Raw genomic sequence first — 18,294 nt, forward strand, 5'->3', positions numbered from 1 at the left:
TATGATTAAGGTTGGAATTATAGGAGGTGCAGGATATACAGCAGGCGAATTAATTAGATTGTTAATTAATCATCCTGAAACTGATATTGATTTTGTTTTTAGTACCAGTAATGCTGGAAACAAGATTAGCAAGATTCATCAAGATTTAGTGGGTAGTTTAAATTTGAAATTTACAGATACTGTAAATCCAAATATTGATGTGTTGTTTTTGTGTTTAGGGCATGGGAATTCGGTAAAATTTTTATCTGCAAACACATTTTCTGAAGACACTAAGATTATTGATTTAGGAAATGATTTTAGGCTGGAAGCAGACAAAATTTTTGAAGGTAAAACTTTTGTGTATGGTTTGCCAGAATTAAATAAAGATGCCATTGTAAAAGCAAAATATATTGCAAACCCTGGATGTTTTGCTACGGCGATTCAATTGGGGTTGTTGCCGTTAGCTGATGCTGGTTTAATTAAAAAAGATGTACATGTTAATGCGGTAACTGGTGCTACTGGTGCTGGAACATCATTATCTGCTACAACGCATTATACGTGGCGAGATAATAATTTTTCGTATTACAAACCCTTTACGCACCAGCATTTAGGTGAAATCAATCAGTCTGTGAATCAATTACAATCTGATTTTTCTTCTGAAATTATTTTTATGCCAAATAGGGGTAATTTTTCCAGAGGTATTTTTGCAACAATTTATACTGATTTTGAGGGCGATGTTGAAGATGCTAAAGCGATTTATAAATCGTTTTACAATGATGCGAAGTTTACCTTTGTGTCAGACGACTTTTTACATATGAAACAGGTAGTAAATACCAACAAATGTTTGGTACATCTACATAAGCATAATGGTAAATTATTAATTACAAGTACTATTGATAATTTATTGAAAGGTGCCTCTGGACAAGCAGTACAGAATATGAATTTAATGTTTGGCTTAGATGAAACGACTGGACTAGGATTAAAAGGGACTTACTTTTAGCTCCACTTAACCTCCTCGAAGGGGGAGGAAAAGGATTGACATGCGCGAGGTTTTAAAATCTTGTAGGTCTGAGTAAGAAGATTTGAGTAAGAGTTCTTCTCCTTAGGAAGGGTTAGGGGAGGTTTCCGCGTTAGGGATAGAAGAGGAAAGCCCAAAGCCCGACGAAGGAGGTGTGAGGACTTATAACGGATAGCCCGACCCCTTGTGGGTAGCGCCATAAAAAATAAAATAGATTCCTGCCTGCGCAGGAAAGACAAATAAAAGGAACAAGTTTTCAACTTTGAAAAGACATTAATTATGAAAATAGCGATTATTGGAACTGGTAATTTAGGAAGCTCGATTGCCAAGGGTTTGATTGGGAATAAATCGTTTACAACGCTGTATTTGAGTGATATTAATACAGGGAATGTAGATAAATTTGGCGTTGAAGATGGCGTGACTGTGACGAATGATAATACGTTGGCGGTAGAGGAGTCTGATATTGTAATTTTTGCGCTTCAGCCTAAACATATTGATAAGGTAATGGCTGGTGTTGCTGATAAAATCACTGATAGTCATGTGATAATGTCGGTTGCTGCAGGTGTTGAGATTGAGAGGATTGAAGGTGTGATTGGATATGATAAAACGATTATTCGTGTGATGCCAAATACGGCAATTTCTATTGGGAAATCGATGACCTGTTTAGCGGCAAATGATAAAGGCAAAGCTAAAATGGATTTGGCAAAAGGGATTTTTAACCAGTTAGGGACAACTATGGTAATTCCGGAGGACCAAATACAAGCGGCTACTGTTATTTGTGCGAGCGGTATTGCGTTTTGGATGAGACTGGTTCGTGCTACTACGCAAGGTGCTATTCAGTTAGGTTTTGAGGCTGAAGAGGCGCACGAATTAGCAGTGCAAACCTGCTTTGGGTCTGCAAGTTTATTGATAGAATCCGGTAGACACCCAGAGCAAGAAATTGATAGAGTTACCACGCCAAGTGGATGTACTATTGAAGGTTTAAATGAAATGGAACACCAAGGTTTAAGCTCTGCTTTAATTCAAGGAATTACGGCATCTTTTGAAAAAATTAACCAATTAAAGAAAAACTAACATGCCACTTTTTAATGTTTACCCACTTTATGATGTAACACCAGTTTCAGGGAAAGGTGTTTACGTTTACGATGAAAAAGGAACCGAATATTTAGACCTTTATGGCGGTCATGCTGTGATTTCTATTGGACATGCGCATCCTAAATATGTTGAGGCTGTGACTAATCAAGTTTCTAAGCTTGGATTTTATTCGAATGCGATTCAGAATCCTTTACAGGTTGAATTGGCAGATAAAATAGAAGCACATTCTGGTTGCAAGGATTATGAACTTTTTTTATGTAGTTCTGGTGCAGAAGCTAATGAAAATGCTTTAAAATTAGCCTCTTTTAGAACAGGAAAAGCTAGAGTTTTAGCGTTTAGTAATGGGTTTCATGGGCGTACATCGGCAGCTGTAGCGGCTACTGATAACAAGAATATTATTGCGCCAATTAATGCGCAACAGGCAGTAGCTATTTTGCCTTTAAATGATATTGAAGGTGTTAAAAAAGAGCTTGAAAAAGGCGATGTTTGCGCTGTTATTGTTGAGTTTATTCAGGGTGTTGGTGGATTAGACGAAGGCTCAGCTGAGTTTTTTGAGGCTGTTGATGCTTTATGTAAAGCGAATAACACCATGTTTATTGCCGATGAGGTGCAATCTGGCTACGGACGTTCTGGGAAATTCTTTGCGTTTCAACATTATAATGTAAACCCAGATATTATTTCTATAGCCAAAGGTATGGGGAATGGTTTTCCTATTGGTGGGATTTTGATTCATCCTGATATTGAAGCAAAGTTTGGTATGTTAGGAACTACTTTTGGAGGTAATCATTTGGCATGTGCTGCTGGTTTATCAGTTTTAAATGTTATTGAAGAGCAGAAATTAATAGACAATGTTAATGCAATGTCTATGTACTTTATAAAATTGGCTGAAACGATACCGCAAATAAAAAATATTAAAGGAAGAGGCTTAATGCTTGGTTTAGAATTTGATTTTGAGGTGGGCGATTTAAGAAAAAAATTAATTTACGACCATAATATTTTTACAGGTGGTGCTGCAAATAAAAAATTACTAAGGATTTTACCACCATTAACGGTTAGAAAGGAACATATCAGTATGTTTTTTGAAGCATTAATTGAGGTTTTATCTGAAGTTAAATCAACTGTTGTATAACATGAATACACTATTATCTATAGAAACTAGAAATGCTATTTTGCTTAAAATGGCTGTGCTTTTAGAGCATGAACGAGAAGCTTTAATTGCAATTAATAAAACAGATTTAGACGCTTATAAGGGCGATGATATATCTATGTTTGACCGTTTAAAAGTGGATGATGCTAAAGTTGATGAGATGATAAAATCGGTAACGCATTTAGCATCTCAGGAAGACCCTGTTGGTGTTGAACGTTTTAGTTTTAAGCATGACAATGGGATGCAGATTTACAATAAAACGGCGTCGTTTGGAGCGGTGTTGATTATATACGAATCGCGTCCAGATGTTACAGTTGAAGCTGCTGGAATTGCTTTTAAATCTGGAAACAAAATACTGCTTAAAGGCGGAAAGGAATCATTACGCTCAAATTTAAAAATTGTTGAGTTATGGCATGAGGCTTTAAAAGCTTATGATGCATCAACAAATTGGGTGGAATATTTGCAGTTTAACAGAACTGAAACGCAAGCATTTTTAGAAAAGCCAACTCAAAAAGTTGATTTGATTGTGCCTCGTGGTGGTGAACGTTTAATTGCTTTTGTGAAACAACACGCTACATGCCCTGTGATTATAAGTGGACGAGGAAACAATTTTGTATATGTGCATAAGGAAGCCGATTTAGATATTGCCATTGATGTGATTATGAATGGGAAGTCTAAAATTTCAGCTTGTAATGCAGTTGATAAGGTTTTGATAGATGAAAACCTTCCAAATAAGGATGAGTTTGTTAAAACATTGATTTCAAAGTTAAAAGAATCTAAAATTGAGGTTTTAGGGGATGATATAGTCTCAAAAGATAATGGACTTGAAACTATCAAGTCTGATGATATCTGGTATAAAGAATTTTTAGATTACAAGATTTTAATAGGCGAAATAGCATCAAACCAAGATGCTATTGCCATGATTAATAAGTACTCTGGAGGGCATTCATCATCCATTATTACAAGCAATGATGACGAGGCAAAACTGTTTATGGAAAATGTAGATACAGCAGCAGTATATCATAATGCATCAACGCGATTTACGGATGGAGGGCAGTTAGGATTAGGTGGTGAATTAGCAATTAGTACAGATAAATTACACCAACGCGGACCAATTGGATTACAACATTTAGTAACTAATAAATGGTATGTTCATGGTAATGGACAAATAAGATAAGATGCAGAAAAAGAAACGCATATTACTAAAAATAGGGTCAAATACCTTAACTAAAGAAACCGATAATATTTCTAGAGGTAAGATTGAAGACATTGCAAATCAGATTGCAAAACTTCAAGATACTTGCGAGTTTATTATTGTGAGTTCTGGTGCTATTGCTGTGGCAAAACAATTTGTGAAATTGGAAAGCAAGCAAAAAGAAGTTTTCGTAAAACAAGCATTAGCATCTATTGGTCAGCCACATTTGATAAGGATTTATCAAGAGATTTTTAGAGAATATGGGTTGTTAACCTCGCAATGTTTATTGTCGTATTCTGATTTTGAAAAAGAAGAAAGTCGTATTAATATTACAAACACTATTAAAGTGCTAGTAAATAATAACTACATTCCTATTATAAATGAAAATGATACGGTAGCTACTGACGAAATTAAATTTGGCGATAATGATAAATTAGGTGCTTTAACAGCGTCTCTTTTGGGGGTTGATTTATTCATGATTGCAACAAATACAAATGGGATTTACACTAAAGAATCTATTGAAAATGGTTTACCAGAAACCATAAGTGAAGTTCAAAATTTTGATAAATTGAGAACGCAAGTGGTAAGTTCCAAATCAACACACGGTAGCGGAGGAATGGCATCAAAAATTGAAGCCGCTTCGGTTACTAAAAAGGCGAATATAGAAACATGGATTGTAAACGGGTTAGAAGATAATTTTATAGTGAATGCTATGGAAGATAAAGTGACTTTTACAAAAATAAAGTAGTTGGATGCTTTAGAGTTAAAATATATTAATGTTGAAAGTTCTTTTTATGAGGAAGCCGTAAAATTAAGAGAACATCTGTTTTTTAAAAACATGAAAAATAGACGTAACTTAATTCAAGATGATTTTGAACTAAATGGGAATCATTTAATATGTTTGAGTAATGGAGAGGTTGTTGGAACGGGACGATTGAATATTAAAAATACCATAGCTATAATTTCTCAAATGGCTATTAAAAATGAATACCAGAAAAGAGGAGTTGGGTCTAAAATATTAAAAGCATTAATTATTAAAAGTAAAGAAAACGAAGTGACTAAAATAGAACTTGGGGCTAGAAAAACGGCAATAGTATTCTATGAAAAGTTTAATTTTGTTTCTTTTGGAAGCACATACGCATCAAAGAAAACAGGAATTATTCATCAACAGATGAAACTGATGATTAAATAAAATAACAATGAAACATTACACATCCATACACGATATAGATAACATCAATATTTGGATTGAAGAAGCAAAAGCACTAAAAGCAAATCCTCTTAAATATATTGAATTAGGTAAAAATAAAACCTTAGGTTTATTATTCTTTAATTCAAGTTTGCGTACGCGTTTAAGCACCCAAAAAGCTGCGTTGAATTTAGGGATGAATCCCATTGTAATGAATGTGTCTGGTGATGCTTGGGGAATTGAATTTGGAGATGGCACTGTTATGAATGGAACAACTGCTGAACACATTAAAGAAGCTGCAGCAGTGGTGTCGCAATATTGTGATATTATTGCTGTAAGGGCATTCCCATCATTGATTGATAAAGAAAAAGATGAAAGCGAACACGTTTTAAAATCGTTTGCAAAATATGCCTCTGTTCCAATAGTAAATATGGAAAGTGCAACAGGTCATCCATTACAAGGGTTAACAGATGCTATAACTATTTCAGAACATGCTAAAACTAAGCGTCCGAAAGTGGTTTTAAGTTGGGCACCACATATAAAAGCATTACCGCATGCCGTAGCTAATAGTTTTACGCAGGCCATGCAAAAAATGGATGTCGAATTCGTGATTGCGAATCCGGAAGGCTACGATTTAGATCCAGAAATTACTGGTAATACACCAATCTGTCATAATCAAGAAGACGCGTTTAAAGATGCAGATTTTGTATACACCAAAAATTGGAGTTCTTATGTGGATTATGGAAAAGTAGTAAACACAGACCCAAATTGGATGATTACAAAAGAAAAATTAGGTAACGCAAAATTTATGCATTGTTTACCAGTGCGACGAAATGTAGTTGTTGAAGATGCTGTGTTAGATACTGATAGTTCATTGGTTATCGAGCAGGCGAATAACAGAACCTACGCAGCACAATTGGTGCTTAAAAAGCTATTAGAAAGTTTAAAGTAACACGTAACCTGCGAGGTTTTCAAAACCTTGTAGGTTTAAATTTCATCATGCAGTTTGGTCGAGCGCAGTCGAAACCTAAATTAAGATAAATGAAAGAAAAACTATCCATAGTAAAAATAGGAGGTAATATCATTGAAGATGAAGCGTCTTTAAATGCGTTTTTAAAATTATTTTCTAATTTAGAAGGAAAGAAAATTTTGGTGCATGGTGGTGGAAAACGCGCAACACATATCGCTTCAAAATTAGGTATAGAATCTAAAATGATAAATGGACGTCGCATTACTGATGCAGATACTCTTGAAGTTATAACGATGGTTTACGGTGGTTTGGTAAATAAAAACGTGGTGGCAAAACTACAAGCACTAAATACCGATGCCATTGGTTTAACAGGAGCAGATATAAACAGTATTAAGTCGGATAAACGTCCTGTAAGAGAAATTGATTTTGGATTTGTTGGCGATGTAAAAGAAGTGGCTTATAAATCTATAGATAAATTAATTCAAGCCGATTTTACACCTGTTTTTTGTGCTATTACACACGATGGAAACGGCCAATTATTAAACACAAATGCAGATACGATAACCTCGCAAGTTGCTGTAGGAATGAGTCATTTATACGAAACATCTATTTATTACTGTTTTGAGTTGAAAGGTGTTTTAAGAGATATAAATGATAAAAATTCAGTGGTTAAACATATCGATTCAAAAATTTATCAAGATTTATTGAATCAAGGTATTATTGCAGATGGCATGCTTCCAAAACTCGAAAATTGTTTTGACGCATTACGACATGGCGTTAACACCATAAATATGGGAAATACAGCCATGTTAACTCAAGAGAATGATGATTTTACAACAATAATCTTATAAGATGGCGATACAAGATTTAACAAATGATGCGATATCACTTTTAAAAAAGCTGATAGAAACACAGTCGTTTTCTTCTGAAGAAAATGTTACTGCATCGCATATTGAAGATTGGTTTACACGATATAAAATTGACTATAAGCGTACAAAGAATAACGTTTGGGCAGTTAATAAACATTTTGAAAAAGGCAAGCCAACACTATTGTTAAACTCACATCACGATACGGTTAAGCCAAATTCAGCATATACAAACGACCCGTTTAAGGCATTTGTTGAAGATGGAAAATTATTCGGTTTGGGCAGTAACGACGCTGGCGGTTGTTTGGTGTCTTTAATCGCAACATTTACGCACTATTATAACCACGAAAATTTAAAATATAATTTGGTTATTGTCGCTTCAGCGGAAGAAGAAAGTAGCGGGCCTAATGGATTAAATAGTATGTTGACTATTATTCCTAAGGTTGATGTTGCTATTGTTGGAGAACCTACTTTGATGAATTTGGCAGTAGCTGAAAAAGGTTTGGTGGTATTTGAAGCTATGATTGAAGGAACTCCAAGTCATGCTGCACATCCAAATGATAATAATGCCATTTATAATACGATTGATGCTTTGCAATGGTTTAAAGATTTTAAGTTTAAAAAAGGCTCAAAAGCTTTGGGGGATGTGAAATTAACAGTCACACAAATTAATGCAGGGTCTCAGCATAATGTGGTGCCTGGACATGTAGATTTGGTAATTGATGTTCGTGTGAATGATGCTTACAGTAACGCTGAAATTGCACAAATTTTACAAGAAAAAGCGCCAGTAACTAAAATCACACCACGTAGTTTACGATTAAATTCATCATCAATTCCTGTGGAGCATGATTTGGTAAAAGCAGGCATCGCTATAGGAAGAACAACTTACGGGTCGCCAACATTATCAGACCAAGCCGTATTAAGTTGCCCAAGTTTAAAACTTGGTCCGGGGGATAGCACACGTTCGCATTCGGCAGACGAATTTATTTATGTAAATGAAATAGAAGAAGGCATAAAAATATATGTTGAATTGTTGAATCGGGTAATCGTATAAACAAATCAACGCATAAACAAATAAACATTTTTTAAAATGAAACTCTGGGATAAAGGTATATCAATCGATAAAAAAATAGAACAATTTACCGTTGGAAACGACCGTGAAATTGATATTCATATTGCAAAATACGATGTGATTGCATCAAAGGCGCATGCTAAAATGCTTCAAAAAATAGGTATTATTACTGTTGAAGAATTAGTTGATTTATTACGAGGGCTAAAAACCTTAGAATCTCAAATAGAAGATGGTACCTTTGTTATAGATGAACAGTTTGAAGATGTGCACTCTAAAATAGAGTTTGAATTAACGAAGTCTTTAGGCGAGGTTGGAAAAAAAATCCATACCGCACGTTCAAGAAACGACCAAGTTTTAGTGGCTTGTCATTTATATTACAAAGACAATTTAAACTTAATTAAAGCTAAAACAAAAACACTTTTTGATACCCTTTTGGATTTGTCTGAAAGATACAAAGACAAAGTGTTACCAGGATATACACACTTACAAGTCGCAATGCCATCATCATTTGGGTTATGGTTTTCTGCTTATGCAGAATTGATGATTGATGATGTGTTTTTATTAGATGCAGCTATTAAAACTGTGGATCAAAACCCATTGGGTTCTGCTGCTGGCTATGGTAGTTCGTTTCCAATTGATAGAGAGTTCACTACAAAAGAAATGAATTTTTCAACCTTAAAGTATAATGTGGTTGCAGCACAAATGGGGCGTGGTAAAAACGAACGTACTATTGCGGCTTCTTTAGGTAGTTTGAGCAATACTTTGGCGCGTTTTGCTATGGATACATGCCTGTATATGAGTCAGAATTTTGGGTTTATCTCTTTTCCTGACGAATTAACTACAGGTAGTAGTATTATGCCGCATAAAAAGAATCCTGATGTATTTGAATTGATTCGTGGGAAGTGTAATAAGATTCAAGCCTTACAATCTGAAATGATTTTAATAACAAATAACCTCCCAAGTGGTTATCATAGAGATTATCAATTGTTAAAAGAAAACATGATTGCTGTTTTTGAAGAGTTAAAAGATATTTTGGATATTTTTAATTATTCGATTCAGCAAATTATCGTGAAAGATATTGATATTCATGATGATAAATACAAGTACTTATTTACAGTGGATAATATCAATACATTGGTTGTTGAAGGTCAAAGTTTTAGAGAAGCCTACCAAAAAATAGGTGGACAAGTGCAAGATGGTACGTATGTTCCTGATACGTCTAAAAAACACACTCATGTTGGAAGTATTCATAATTTGAGTTTAGATAAAATTAAGGATAAGTTTCCTAGTTAAAAAGCATACCTATTAAATTAAATATATTAACCAAACAATCTTGATTTATGAACATAGGCATATTAAAAGAAACGCAAAAAGGAGAAAAACGTGTTTCTTTATCTCCATTTATTACTAAGCAGTTAGTAGAAAAAGGATTTGAAGTTATTGTTGAAAAACATGCAGGTACTAGTTCTTCCTACGAAGACTCAGATTATGAGGAATTTGGAGCTTCAATAGCATCACGAGCAGATGTTTTTAAAGATGCCCAAGTACTCATTAAAATAAATCCGTTTGATGAACATGATTTAGAACTAATTCAGAAAAGACACATATTAATGAGTCAATTGTTTCATAAGTCTAGTCCTGAATTGATTAAGGCAATTGCTGAAAAAGGAGCGTCAGCCTTTTCTATGGATGCTATGCCACGTATTTCTAGAGCTCAAGATATGGATGTGTTAAGTTCTCAAAATAATTTAGCAGGTTATAAAGCGGTGATTTTAGGAGCTTATGAAATGACTAAAATTTTTCCATTAATGATGACAGCAGCAGGTACTATTACACCTTCTAGAGTTTTAATATATGGTGTAGGTGTTGCTGGTTTACAGGCTATTGCTACAGCAAAAAGATTAGGTGCTGTTGTTGAGGCAACAGATATTAGAACAGAAACTAAAGAACAAGCTGAATCTTTAGGAGCTAAATTTATTTCTGTAGAAAATAATGCTGAAGTATCTGAAGGAGGCTATGCAAAAGAAGCTTCAAGTGATTATGCTGAAAGGCAAAAAGAAGCAGTGAATAAATCATTGTTTAAAGCCGATTTAGTTATCACTACGGCTAATGTTCCAGGAAGAAAAGCACCATTATTAATTACTGAAGATCAGGTTAACCAGATGAAAAACGGTGCAGTAATCATTGATTTAGCTGCAGCACAAGGCGGAAATTGCGAAGTAAGTAAACTAAAAGAAACAGTTAATGTAAACGGCGTAAAAGTAATTGGTACTACAGTTGCGCCCGAAAGTGTTTCAACAAATGCTAGTGAGTTGTATGCTAAGAATATTTATAATTTTATTATGCATTTAACTGAAGATTTAAATTTCAAATGGGATTTAGAAGAGGAGATTACAGACGAAACACTTATTGTTCAAAATGGAATTCAACGTAAAAACTAAACAAATATTATGAATGAATTATTAGGATTTATTAGTAGTAATTTACAAATTATATACATCGTTATCTTATCGATATTTGTAGGTATAGAAGTAATAAAAAGTATTCCAGCAGTATTACATACACCTTTAATGTCTGGAGCAAATGCTTTAAGTGGGGTGGTTATAGTTGGAGCCATTTTAGTAATGCTACATTCAAATCCAACAGATTATGTGGCATTAACGCTTGGATTTATTGCGGTAGTATTAGGAGTATTAAATGTTGTTGGTGGATTTGCTGTAACCAACAGAATGTTAGACATGTTTAAAAAGAAAAAGTAATGGATATTATTTTAAGTATTGTTTATTTAATCGCAACAGTAACGTTTATTGTTGGATTAAAAAAGTTAGGTCATCCAGATACTGCGAAGTCAGGAAATTTAATAGCAGCAGGAGGTATGGGTTTCGCTATTGTCGGGACTATTTTTATTCATGATTTAGAAGTACCAACACTTATTTATGTTTTAATAGGAGTTGCTATTTTAGTTGGGTCTATTATTGGAGGGCTAATTGCTGTAAAAGTTGAGATGACTAAAATGCCAGAATTAGTATCATTATTTAATGGGTTTGGAGGAGCAAGTGCTGCTCTAATTGGAATTGTTGAATATGGAAATGCTGATATTAAAGGCATAAGTGCAGCAATTATTACTACTATTTTATCGGCAATTATAATTGGAGCTATTACTTTTTCTGGAAGTTTAATAGCATGGGGAAAGTTAAATGGTACGGTTAAGAGTGTTGTGAAAATTCCACAATATAATATTGTAAATAATGTGTTTTTTATAGCAATAGTTGCTTTAGGAACTTATGTGGTAATTGGAAGTATTGATAGTCAAATATTATTGTATGCCTTGTTAGTAGGCGGATTGGTTTATGGTATTTTGTTTGTGTTGCCTATTGGAGGTGCAGATATGCCTGTGGTTATTTCGTTATTAAACTCTTTAACGGGTATTGCTGCAGCTATTACTGGAGTGCTATATGACAATATGGTTATGTTGGTAGGTGGTATTTTAGTAGGTTCGGCAGGAATTATTTTAACTGTAGCTATGTGTAAAGCAATGAATAGAACTCTAGCATCTGTGATTTTCGGGTCGTTTACTGCAAATGCAAGTGTAGAAGGTGTTAATAAAACATTAGGTTCTATTAAGAGTACTACAGCTAGTGATTCTGCTATTATGATGAATTACGCTTCAAATGTTGTTATTGTGCCTGGGTATGGTTTAGCAGTAGCTCAAGCTCAACATGTAATACATGAATTAGAAGAACTCTTAACGCAAAAAGGTGTTAATGTAAAATATGCGATACATCCAGTTGCTGGTCGTATGCCAGGGCATATGAATGTATTATTAGCCGAATCGAATGTTGAGTATAATATGTTAGTTGAAATGGATGATATTAACCCACAGTTTAACAACACTGATGTTGTATTGGTTGTGGGTGCTAATGATGTGGTAAATCCGGCAGCTCATAATGACCCAGCTAGTCCTATTTATGGGATGCCTATTTTAGATGTTGAAAACGCTAAGCATATTATTGTGAATAAACGTAGTATGAAAGCTGGTTATGCTGGAATTGAAAACGAGTTGTTTTATAATTCGAAAACTGCAATGTTGTTTGGAGATGCCAAGGACACTTTGACAGATTTGGTTGCGGAGTTGAAGAATATGTAATTTTCTATAAGTTTGGTTCATGTTATTGAATATAGCTAACCACTAAATATTTTGCAGGTTTTGATGCAAGTTAAGTTTTGCGTTAGGCATTGCAGTGGATAGCCCACAGCCCGACGTAGGAGGTGCGAGTACTTGTAACGGAAAGCCCGACGACCCTTGTGGTAACGTCCAAATATTTAAAATGCCCAAAATAGAGCATTAAAAAAGCGCATTTTCTCAAATGCGCTTTTAAGAATCCCAATATTTTAATTTTGGTGACTAACTCAAATAATTAAATAATTGTGGACTGTCCTAAATGTATGTTTGTGAAGTTTAAGTTTGTTTCTTCTGGGTTTTGTATAAAATCTTCTATAAAATCGCCCACTTTGGTTGTGCTTATATTATCGTATTTAGTATTTAAATCGGGTGTGGTTATGTGCAGTTTTAATGATTTGTCTACACCCTCTCTTACCAGAGCTGCTTCTTCATCAAGCCCAAAATAGTCAAGCAGCATAGCTGCCGATAAAATGGATGCAATTGGGTTGGCAATACCTTTGTTAGCGGCTTTTGCATAAGCCCCATGAATGGGCTCAAACATAGCGTACTTATCTCCAATAGATGCAGATGCTAATAAGCCAATAGACCCAACTATAACGCTAGCTTCTTCAGAAAGGATATCGCCGAACATGTTTTCTGTTAAAATAACATCGAATTGCCTCGGATGGATAATAAGTTCCATGGCGGCATTATCAATATACATGTAGTTAACTTTTACTTTTGGGTATTGTGGCGCAATTTCTTTTACTACACGTCTCCAAAGGCGAGAGCTTTCCAGTACATTTGCTTTGTCTACTAAGGTGAGTTTGTTTTTTCTAGATAGAGCAGCTTTAAAAGCTTCATGCGCAATACGCTCAATTTCGAAACGTTCGTATTTACAAATATCAGATGCAATGCAGCCATCTTCACTTAAATATCGTTCTCCAAAATAAATACCACTTGTTAACTCGCGATAAATAAGAATATTAGTATCTTTTATTTGTTTTATTTTAAGCGAGGATTTGTTTAGTAAATCTTCGTAAGCTATAATTGGGCGGATGTTGGTATACAGACCTAATTCTTTACGGATACCTAAAAGACCTTGTTCAGGACGAATTTTAGCGTCAGGGTCTTCGTCATATTTTGTATCTCCAATGGCTCCAAATAAAACAGCATCTGCTTTTTTACAGATGCTAACGGTTTCTTCTGGTAATGGATTTCCTGTTTTATCTATAGCACAGGAACCGACCAATGCTGTTTGAAATGTAAATATGTGGTTAAATTCCATAGCTATAACTTTCAAAACCTTTACGGCTTGTGCTATAACTTCTGGTCCTATACCATCGCCTGGTAATACGGCAATATTTAATTTCATCAATTAATTTTTTTGGATTCCCGTAAACGCAGGAATGTATTTTTAATTAAGCAGAAGTAATTTCGTTATACACTTTGCTGTTTTCTATAATTTTATGGATATCATTATCATCAACTTCCTTTTTCTTATCGGCAAAATCTAGAAAATTTGTATAGATTTCATCCAATTGAAGTTTAGTTAATTCGTATCCCACCTTTTTTGCTCTGTAAGCTAATGCTGCTCGACCACTTCTTGCCGTTAATACAATAGCAGATTCTGTAACACCAACATCTTTAGGATTCATTATTTCGTAAGTTTCACGATTTTTAATCATTCCATCTTGGTGAATTCCAGAACTGTGAGCAAAAGCGTTTGCACCAACAATAGCTTTGTTTGGTTGTGTGTAGATTCCCATACTATCAGAAACTAATTGGCTCATTCCATAAAGCATTTCTGAATTAATTCTAGTGTCTAAATTAAGATATGGGTGCTGCCTTAAAATCATAACTACTTCTTCCAAAGCAGTGTTTCCTGCACGCTCTCCAATACCATTTATGGTACATTCAATTTGGCGTGCTCCATTAATAACACCTTCAATAGAATTTGCTGTAGCTAAACCTAAATCGTTATGGCAATGACAAGATAAAATAGCTTTATCAATACCTTTTACGTTTTCTTTTAAGTATTTAATTTTTGCACCATATTCACTTGGTAAACAATAACCTGTGGTGTCTGGAATATTTAAAACGGTTGCACCTGCCTTAATTACGGCCTCGCAAACACGAGCTAGATATTCGTTATCTGTTCTACCTGCATCTTCGGCGTAAAACTCAACATCTTCTACAAAAGATTTAGCATAACTAACAGCTTTAACAGCACGCTCAATAATTGCTTCTTGTGTAGACTTAAATTTAAATTTTATATGAGATTCTGAAGTCCCAATACCTGTATGGATTCTTGGTGTTTTAGCATGTTTTAATGCTTCTCCAGCTACTTTTATATCGTTTTCTACAGACCGGGTTAACCCACAAACCGTAGCGTGTTTTACAATTTTAGAAATGGCTTCAACAGATTTGAAATCTCCAGGACTAGATACAGGAAAACCAGCTTCAATAATGTCAACTCCTAATAAATCAAGCTGTTCAGCAATAATTAATTTTTGGTCAGTATTCAATTTACAACCAGGGACTTGTTCGCCGTCTCTTAGCGTTGTATCAAAAATTTGGACTTTATTATCAGACATTTATTAAAATTTATTTTCGTATTGTTACACGAATTTATATTTTGGTTTTCTAAATACAGAACTTTATATTTTATTATTACGATGTTTAACCCTCTGTGTGTCATGATAATTAATTGAAAATCAAATTATTAACATTGTTTTTGTGACTATGACAAAAGAGCAAAAAGATAACTTATTTGTATTGATTAAATCGTTGTCTAAATCTGAAAAAAGACAATTCAAGCTTTACGTGGGTCGATTAGGGGTTAATGAGGAATCAAAATTTTTGAAACTCTTTAATATTCTAGATAAAATAAATGTCTACGATGAAGCTGTTATCTTAAAAAAAGGCATCGTAAAAAAACAGCAACTTTCTAATCTTAAAGCCCATCTTTATAAACAAATTTTAATTAGTTTAAGGTTAAATCCATCGCATCAAGATATTCGCATTCAAATTAGAGAACAGTTAGATTTTGCAACCATTTTATACCATAAAGGACTCTACAAACAAAGTTTAAAAATCTTAGATAAAGCTAAAACATTAGCTGTTAATCATGAGGAGAAAAATGTAGCTTCTGAAATTGTAGAACTAGAAAAAGTTATAGAATCTCAATATATTACAAGAAGTATAAGTAGTAGAGCAGACGAGCTTACCATACAAGCTAAAGAGCTAAGTTTGCAAAACGTTTTAGCTAGTAAACTATCCAATTTATCATTACAACTATACGGTTTGTTTTTAAAAACGGGCTATGTAAAAAATGATGAAGAATATCAGATTATTGACAAATATTATCATGATAGACTACCTAAATACGATATAAATAAATTGGGTTTCAGAGAAAAATTATGGCTTTACAAAGCCAAATTATGGTACAGTTTTTTAACAGTAGATTTCTTAGCATGCTACAAATATGCCACAAAATGGGTGGATCTGTTTTATGAAAACAAAGAGATGATTGGCCTAAATCCTGTCTTTTTTCTCAGGGGTAATCACTATTTGTTAGAATCGCTTTTTTACCTAAGTCAATACGAAAAGTTTAAATTTTCATTATCAAGATTTGAAGCCATAACCAAAGAAAAATGGTTTCCAAAAGATGATAATATAGATGGGTTAACTTTTTTATTTATATACAATAACAAATTTAATTTGCATTTTATAGAAGGTAGTTTTAATAATGGGTTACAATTGGTAGATGAGGTTTTAGAGCGTTTGGAAGGTTACAAAAATCGTATAGACGAGCACCACATTATGGTCTTTTATTACAAAATAGCCAGCATGTATTTTGGAGCAGGAAACAACAAAAAATGCATCTATTATTTAGAAAAAATAATTAGTAATAAATCGCTGCAAATGCGCGAAGATTTACTGTGTTTTTCAAGAATTTTAAACCTTGTAGCGCATTACGAAGCTGGTTTAGATTACAACCTAGATGTTCTAATAAAAAGCACATACAAGTTCCTAATAAAAATGGAAGATTTGTACGAAGTACAAAAAGAATTCATTAAATTTTTACGTGGTTTGGGCGACATCTACCCGCACGAAGTAAAAGGTGAATTCACTAAGTTGCATAAAAAACTAAAAGAATTCGAAAACGACCCTTACCAAAGTCGTGCATTTTTGTATCTAGACATAATTTCATGGCTAGAATCCAAGATAGAAAACAGACCCATTGGCGACATTATTCGCGATAAATTTAAAGCAACAACCGTATAATTTTTTAGGGCGCAACCCACAAGGGGTCGGGCTTTCCGTTAATAGTTTTGGCTCGATGCACGCCTCGCCAAAAGCTGCCACTGCAATCCCTTGCGCGGGGCCTGTTTGCTTGGGTTAGTGCTTTTACTGTTGTAAAGTGGTTGTTTGTGGAGGTTCGTTTAACGGTCTCGGCTATGAGTAGTTGCGTGGGTTAGCACAAAACTTTGCAAGTACACACCAAACTGAAAATCCGCAAGGATTTTCAGAAGTAGGCGAGAACGAGCAATTACTTATAGCCATTGTTCTAAGCAGTTGTTATTCATATGGATATTTTACTTCTCCGTCTAAAACTCTTTGTGCTTCTCTAAGTTCTTGAATACTAATTTTATTCAATTCGATTAATAATTTATTCTTAGACTCCCAAAATGAATATTTATATTTTCTTCGAGGCTTCAATATTTCTTCAAGACTATGTAATGGAATAGGCAATTCTACAGCCAATCTTGATTTCCAATTTTTATTATCATTAAGATACTTTTCAATAACCCAGTTCTCACCAGGTTTACTTCTATGTAAAGTGGCTTCAAAAGAAATATATTTTTCTCCTAGTTCAATTACGCGTTTTGCTTCTCTTAATAAATCTAAGTTTATTTTGGTATCTTTAAATGTTCTGCGAAAATACATGTCTCCTAAACTTTCGATTTTCTCTATATCGTAATCACCATATTTAGTTGTTTCATCAATTAAATCACTAAATAATACTAAATTTTGTTCATTTTTTATTTCGAGACTGTCAGCCAAAAGATTACGCCATTCTTTTTCTTTACCTTGATATTTAGTCAGTAACCAATTTTCCCCTTGTTTGCTGTGATAAATAGAGTCCTTTTCGGGAAAAAATAGGTTTATCATTTTTTGTTCGAATTTTCCTGGTCCTTTTTTGGGTGAAAAAAAACCATAAATTCCTGCTAGAATAGCAAACAATAGAGATACTTTTCCAAAATGTATCATAGCCCCTGCCCAATATTTTTTTATTCCATGTCTTTTTGATTTACTATAACTTTCAAAATCAACCGTCCCTCCCGAAGTTCTATTGTTAAATTCATATTTTTTACAGCTTTCTTTCCAGATATAGCCTATAATAAAAAACCCGATTGATAGTAGAAATAATAAAAATGCCATATAGTATTGGTTTAAATTGCTTAGAATGGATTACCGGATATGCGCCGTTCTTTAATGGCTTATATCCGCCGTTAAACGAAGGTAGCTGAAAATTTTTACAAAATCAAGTGTGTCATTCGCAGTTTTCTATAACTAGCTACTTGCAATTACTAA

17 protein-coding genes are annotated in these 18,294 nt (G+C 34.0%); 14 read left to right on the forward strand and 3 right to left on the reverse strand.

The genetic code is table 11. The annotated features are described in order from the left end of the window. Position 1: 1 nt before the first annotated feature. The 13 genes from argC (at position 2) to Q0870_RS12985 (ending at position 12,678) form a co-directional block, all read left to right on the forward strand. Positions 2–979 (forward strand): N-acetyl-gamma-glutamyl-phosphate reductase, encoded by a 978-nt coding sequence (gene argC / locus Q0870_RS12925; RefSeq protein WP_298555972.1) that lies wholly within the window; start codon positions 2–4, stop codon positions 977–979. Positions 980–1,276: 297 nt separating this feature from the next. Beyond that, positions 1,277–2,071 (forward strand): pyrroline-5-carboxylate reductase, encoded by a 795-nt coding sequence (gene proC, locus Q0870_RS12930; RefSeq protein ID WP_298555975.1) that lies wholly within the window; start codon positions 1,277–1,279, stop codon positions 2,069–2,071. Position 2,072: 1 nt separating this feature from the next. Next, positions 2,073–3,221, forward strand: coding sequence for an aminotransferase class III-fold pyridoxal phosphate-dependent enzyme (locus tag Q0870_RS12935; RefSeq protein WP_298555977.1), 1,149 nt, complete (start codon positions 2,073–2,075; stop codon positions 3,219–3,221). A gap of 1 nt (position 3,222) precedes the next feature. Beyond that, positions 3,223–4,416, forward strand: coding sequence for a glutamate-5-semialdehyde dehydrogenase (locus Q0870_RS12940; RefSeq protein ID WP_298555979.1), 1,194 nt, complete (start codon positions 3,223–3,225; stop codon positions 4,414–4,416). A 1-nt stretch (position 4,417) separates the two neighbouring features. After that, positions 4,418–5,182, forward strand: a complete 765-nt coding sequence (gene proB / locus Q0870_RS12945; RefSeq protein ID WP_298555981.1) for a glutamate 5-kinase — start codon at positions 4,418–4,420, stop codon at positions 5,180–5,182. Then, positions 5,183–5,626, forward strand: a complete 444-nt coding sequence (locus Q0870_RS12950) for a GNAT family N-acetyltransferase (protein WP_298555982.1) — start codon at positions 5,183–5,185, stop codon at positions 5,624–5,626. Between the two features lie 7 nt (positions 5,627–5,633). Next, the gene (locus Q0870_RS12955; RefSeq protein ID WP_298555984.1) at positions 5,634–6,575 is read left to right on the forward strand and encodes an N-acetylornithine carbamoyltransferase; all 942 of its coding nucleotides are present in this window, start codon (positions 5,634–5,636) and stop codon (positions 6,573–6,575) included. A gap of 89 nt (positions 6,576–6,664) precedes the next feature. After that, complete coding sequence (gene argB, locus Q0870_RS12960; RefSeq protein ID WP_298555986.1) at positions 6,665–7,444, forward strand: acetylglutamate kinase; 780 nt, start codon at positions 6,665–6,667, stop codon at positions 7,442–7,444. 1 nt (position 7,445) lies between these two features. Further along, positions 7,446–8,513 (forward strand): M20 family metallo-hydrolase, encoded by a 1,068-nt coding sequence (locus Q0870_RS12965; protein WP_298555988.1) that lies wholly within the window; start codon positions 7,446–7,448, stop codon positions 8,511–8,513. A gap of 36 nt (positions 8,514–8,549) precedes the next feature. Beyond that, a complete protein-coding gene (gene argH, locus Q0870_RS12970) occupies positions 8,550–9,824 on the forward strand; it encodes an argininosuccinate lyase (RefSeq protein ID WP_298555990.1) in 1,275 nt (424 codons plus the stop codon). Between the two features lie 47 nt (positions 9,825–9,871). Further along, positions 9,872–10,972 carry an NAD(P) transhydrogenase subunit alpha gene (locus tag Q0870_RS12975; protein ID WP_298555991.1) on the forward strand — a complete coding sequence of 367 codons (1,101 nt, stop codon included), beginning with the start codon at positions 9,872–9,874 and terminating at the stop codon, positions 10,970–10,972. Positions 10,973–10,981: 9 nt separating this feature from the next. Further along, positions 10,982–11,290 (forward strand): NAD(P) transhydrogenase subunit alpha, encoded by a 309-nt coding sequence (locus Q0870_RS12980; RefSeq protein WP_298555993.1) that lies wholly within the window; start codon positions 10,982–10,984, stop codon positions 11,288–11,290. After that, a complete protein-coding gene (locus Q0870_RS12985; RefSeq protein WP_298555995.1) occupies positions 11,290–12,678 on the forward strand; it encodes an NAD(P)(+) transhydrogenase (Re/Si-specific) subunit beta in 1,389 nt (462 codons plus the stop codon). Before Q0870_RS12980 ends, Q0870_RS12985 begins: the two co-directional genes overlap by 1 nt. Positions 12,679–12,949: 271 nt before the next feature. Here the strand turns inward: Q0870_RS12985 and leuB are convergent, their stop codons facing one another. Then, complete coding sequence (gene leuB / locus Q0870_RS12990; protein WP_298555997.1) at positions 12,950–14,068, reverse strand: 3-isopropylmalate dehydrogenase; 1,119 nt, start codon at positions 14,066–14,068, stop codon at positions 12,950–12,952. 46 nt (positions 14,069–14,114) lie between these two features. After that, positions 14,115–15,290, reverse strand: coding sequence for a 2-isopropylmalate synthase (locus Q0870_RS12995; RefSeq protein WP_298555998.1), 1,176 nt, complete (start codon positions 15,288–15,290; stop codon positions 14,115–14,117). Positions 15,291–15,438: 148 nt separating this feature from the next. On the opposite strand from Q0870_RS12995, the gene Q0870_RS13000 reads away from it, so the two are divergent. Then, complete coding sequence (locus Q0870_RS13000; protein WP_298555999.1) at positions 15,439–16,983, forward strand: hypothetical protein; 1,545 nt, start codon at positions 15,439–15,441, stop codon at positions 16,981–16,983. 294 nt (positions 16,984–17,277) lie between these two features. Here the strand turns inward: Q0870_RS13000 and Q0870_RS13005 are convergent, their stop codons facing one another. Next, complete coding sequence (locus Q0870_RS13005; RefSeq protein ID WP_298556000.1) at positions 17,278–18,141, reverse strand: hypothetical protein; 864 nt, start codon at positions 18,139–18,141, stop codon at positions 17,278–17,280. Positions 18,142–18,294 lie beyond the last annotated feature (153 nt).

This window comes from uncultured Algibacter sp., from assembly GCF_947487575.1.
Lineage (GTDB): Bacteria > Bacteroidota > Bacteroidia > Flavobacteriales > Flavobacteriaceae > Algibacter_B.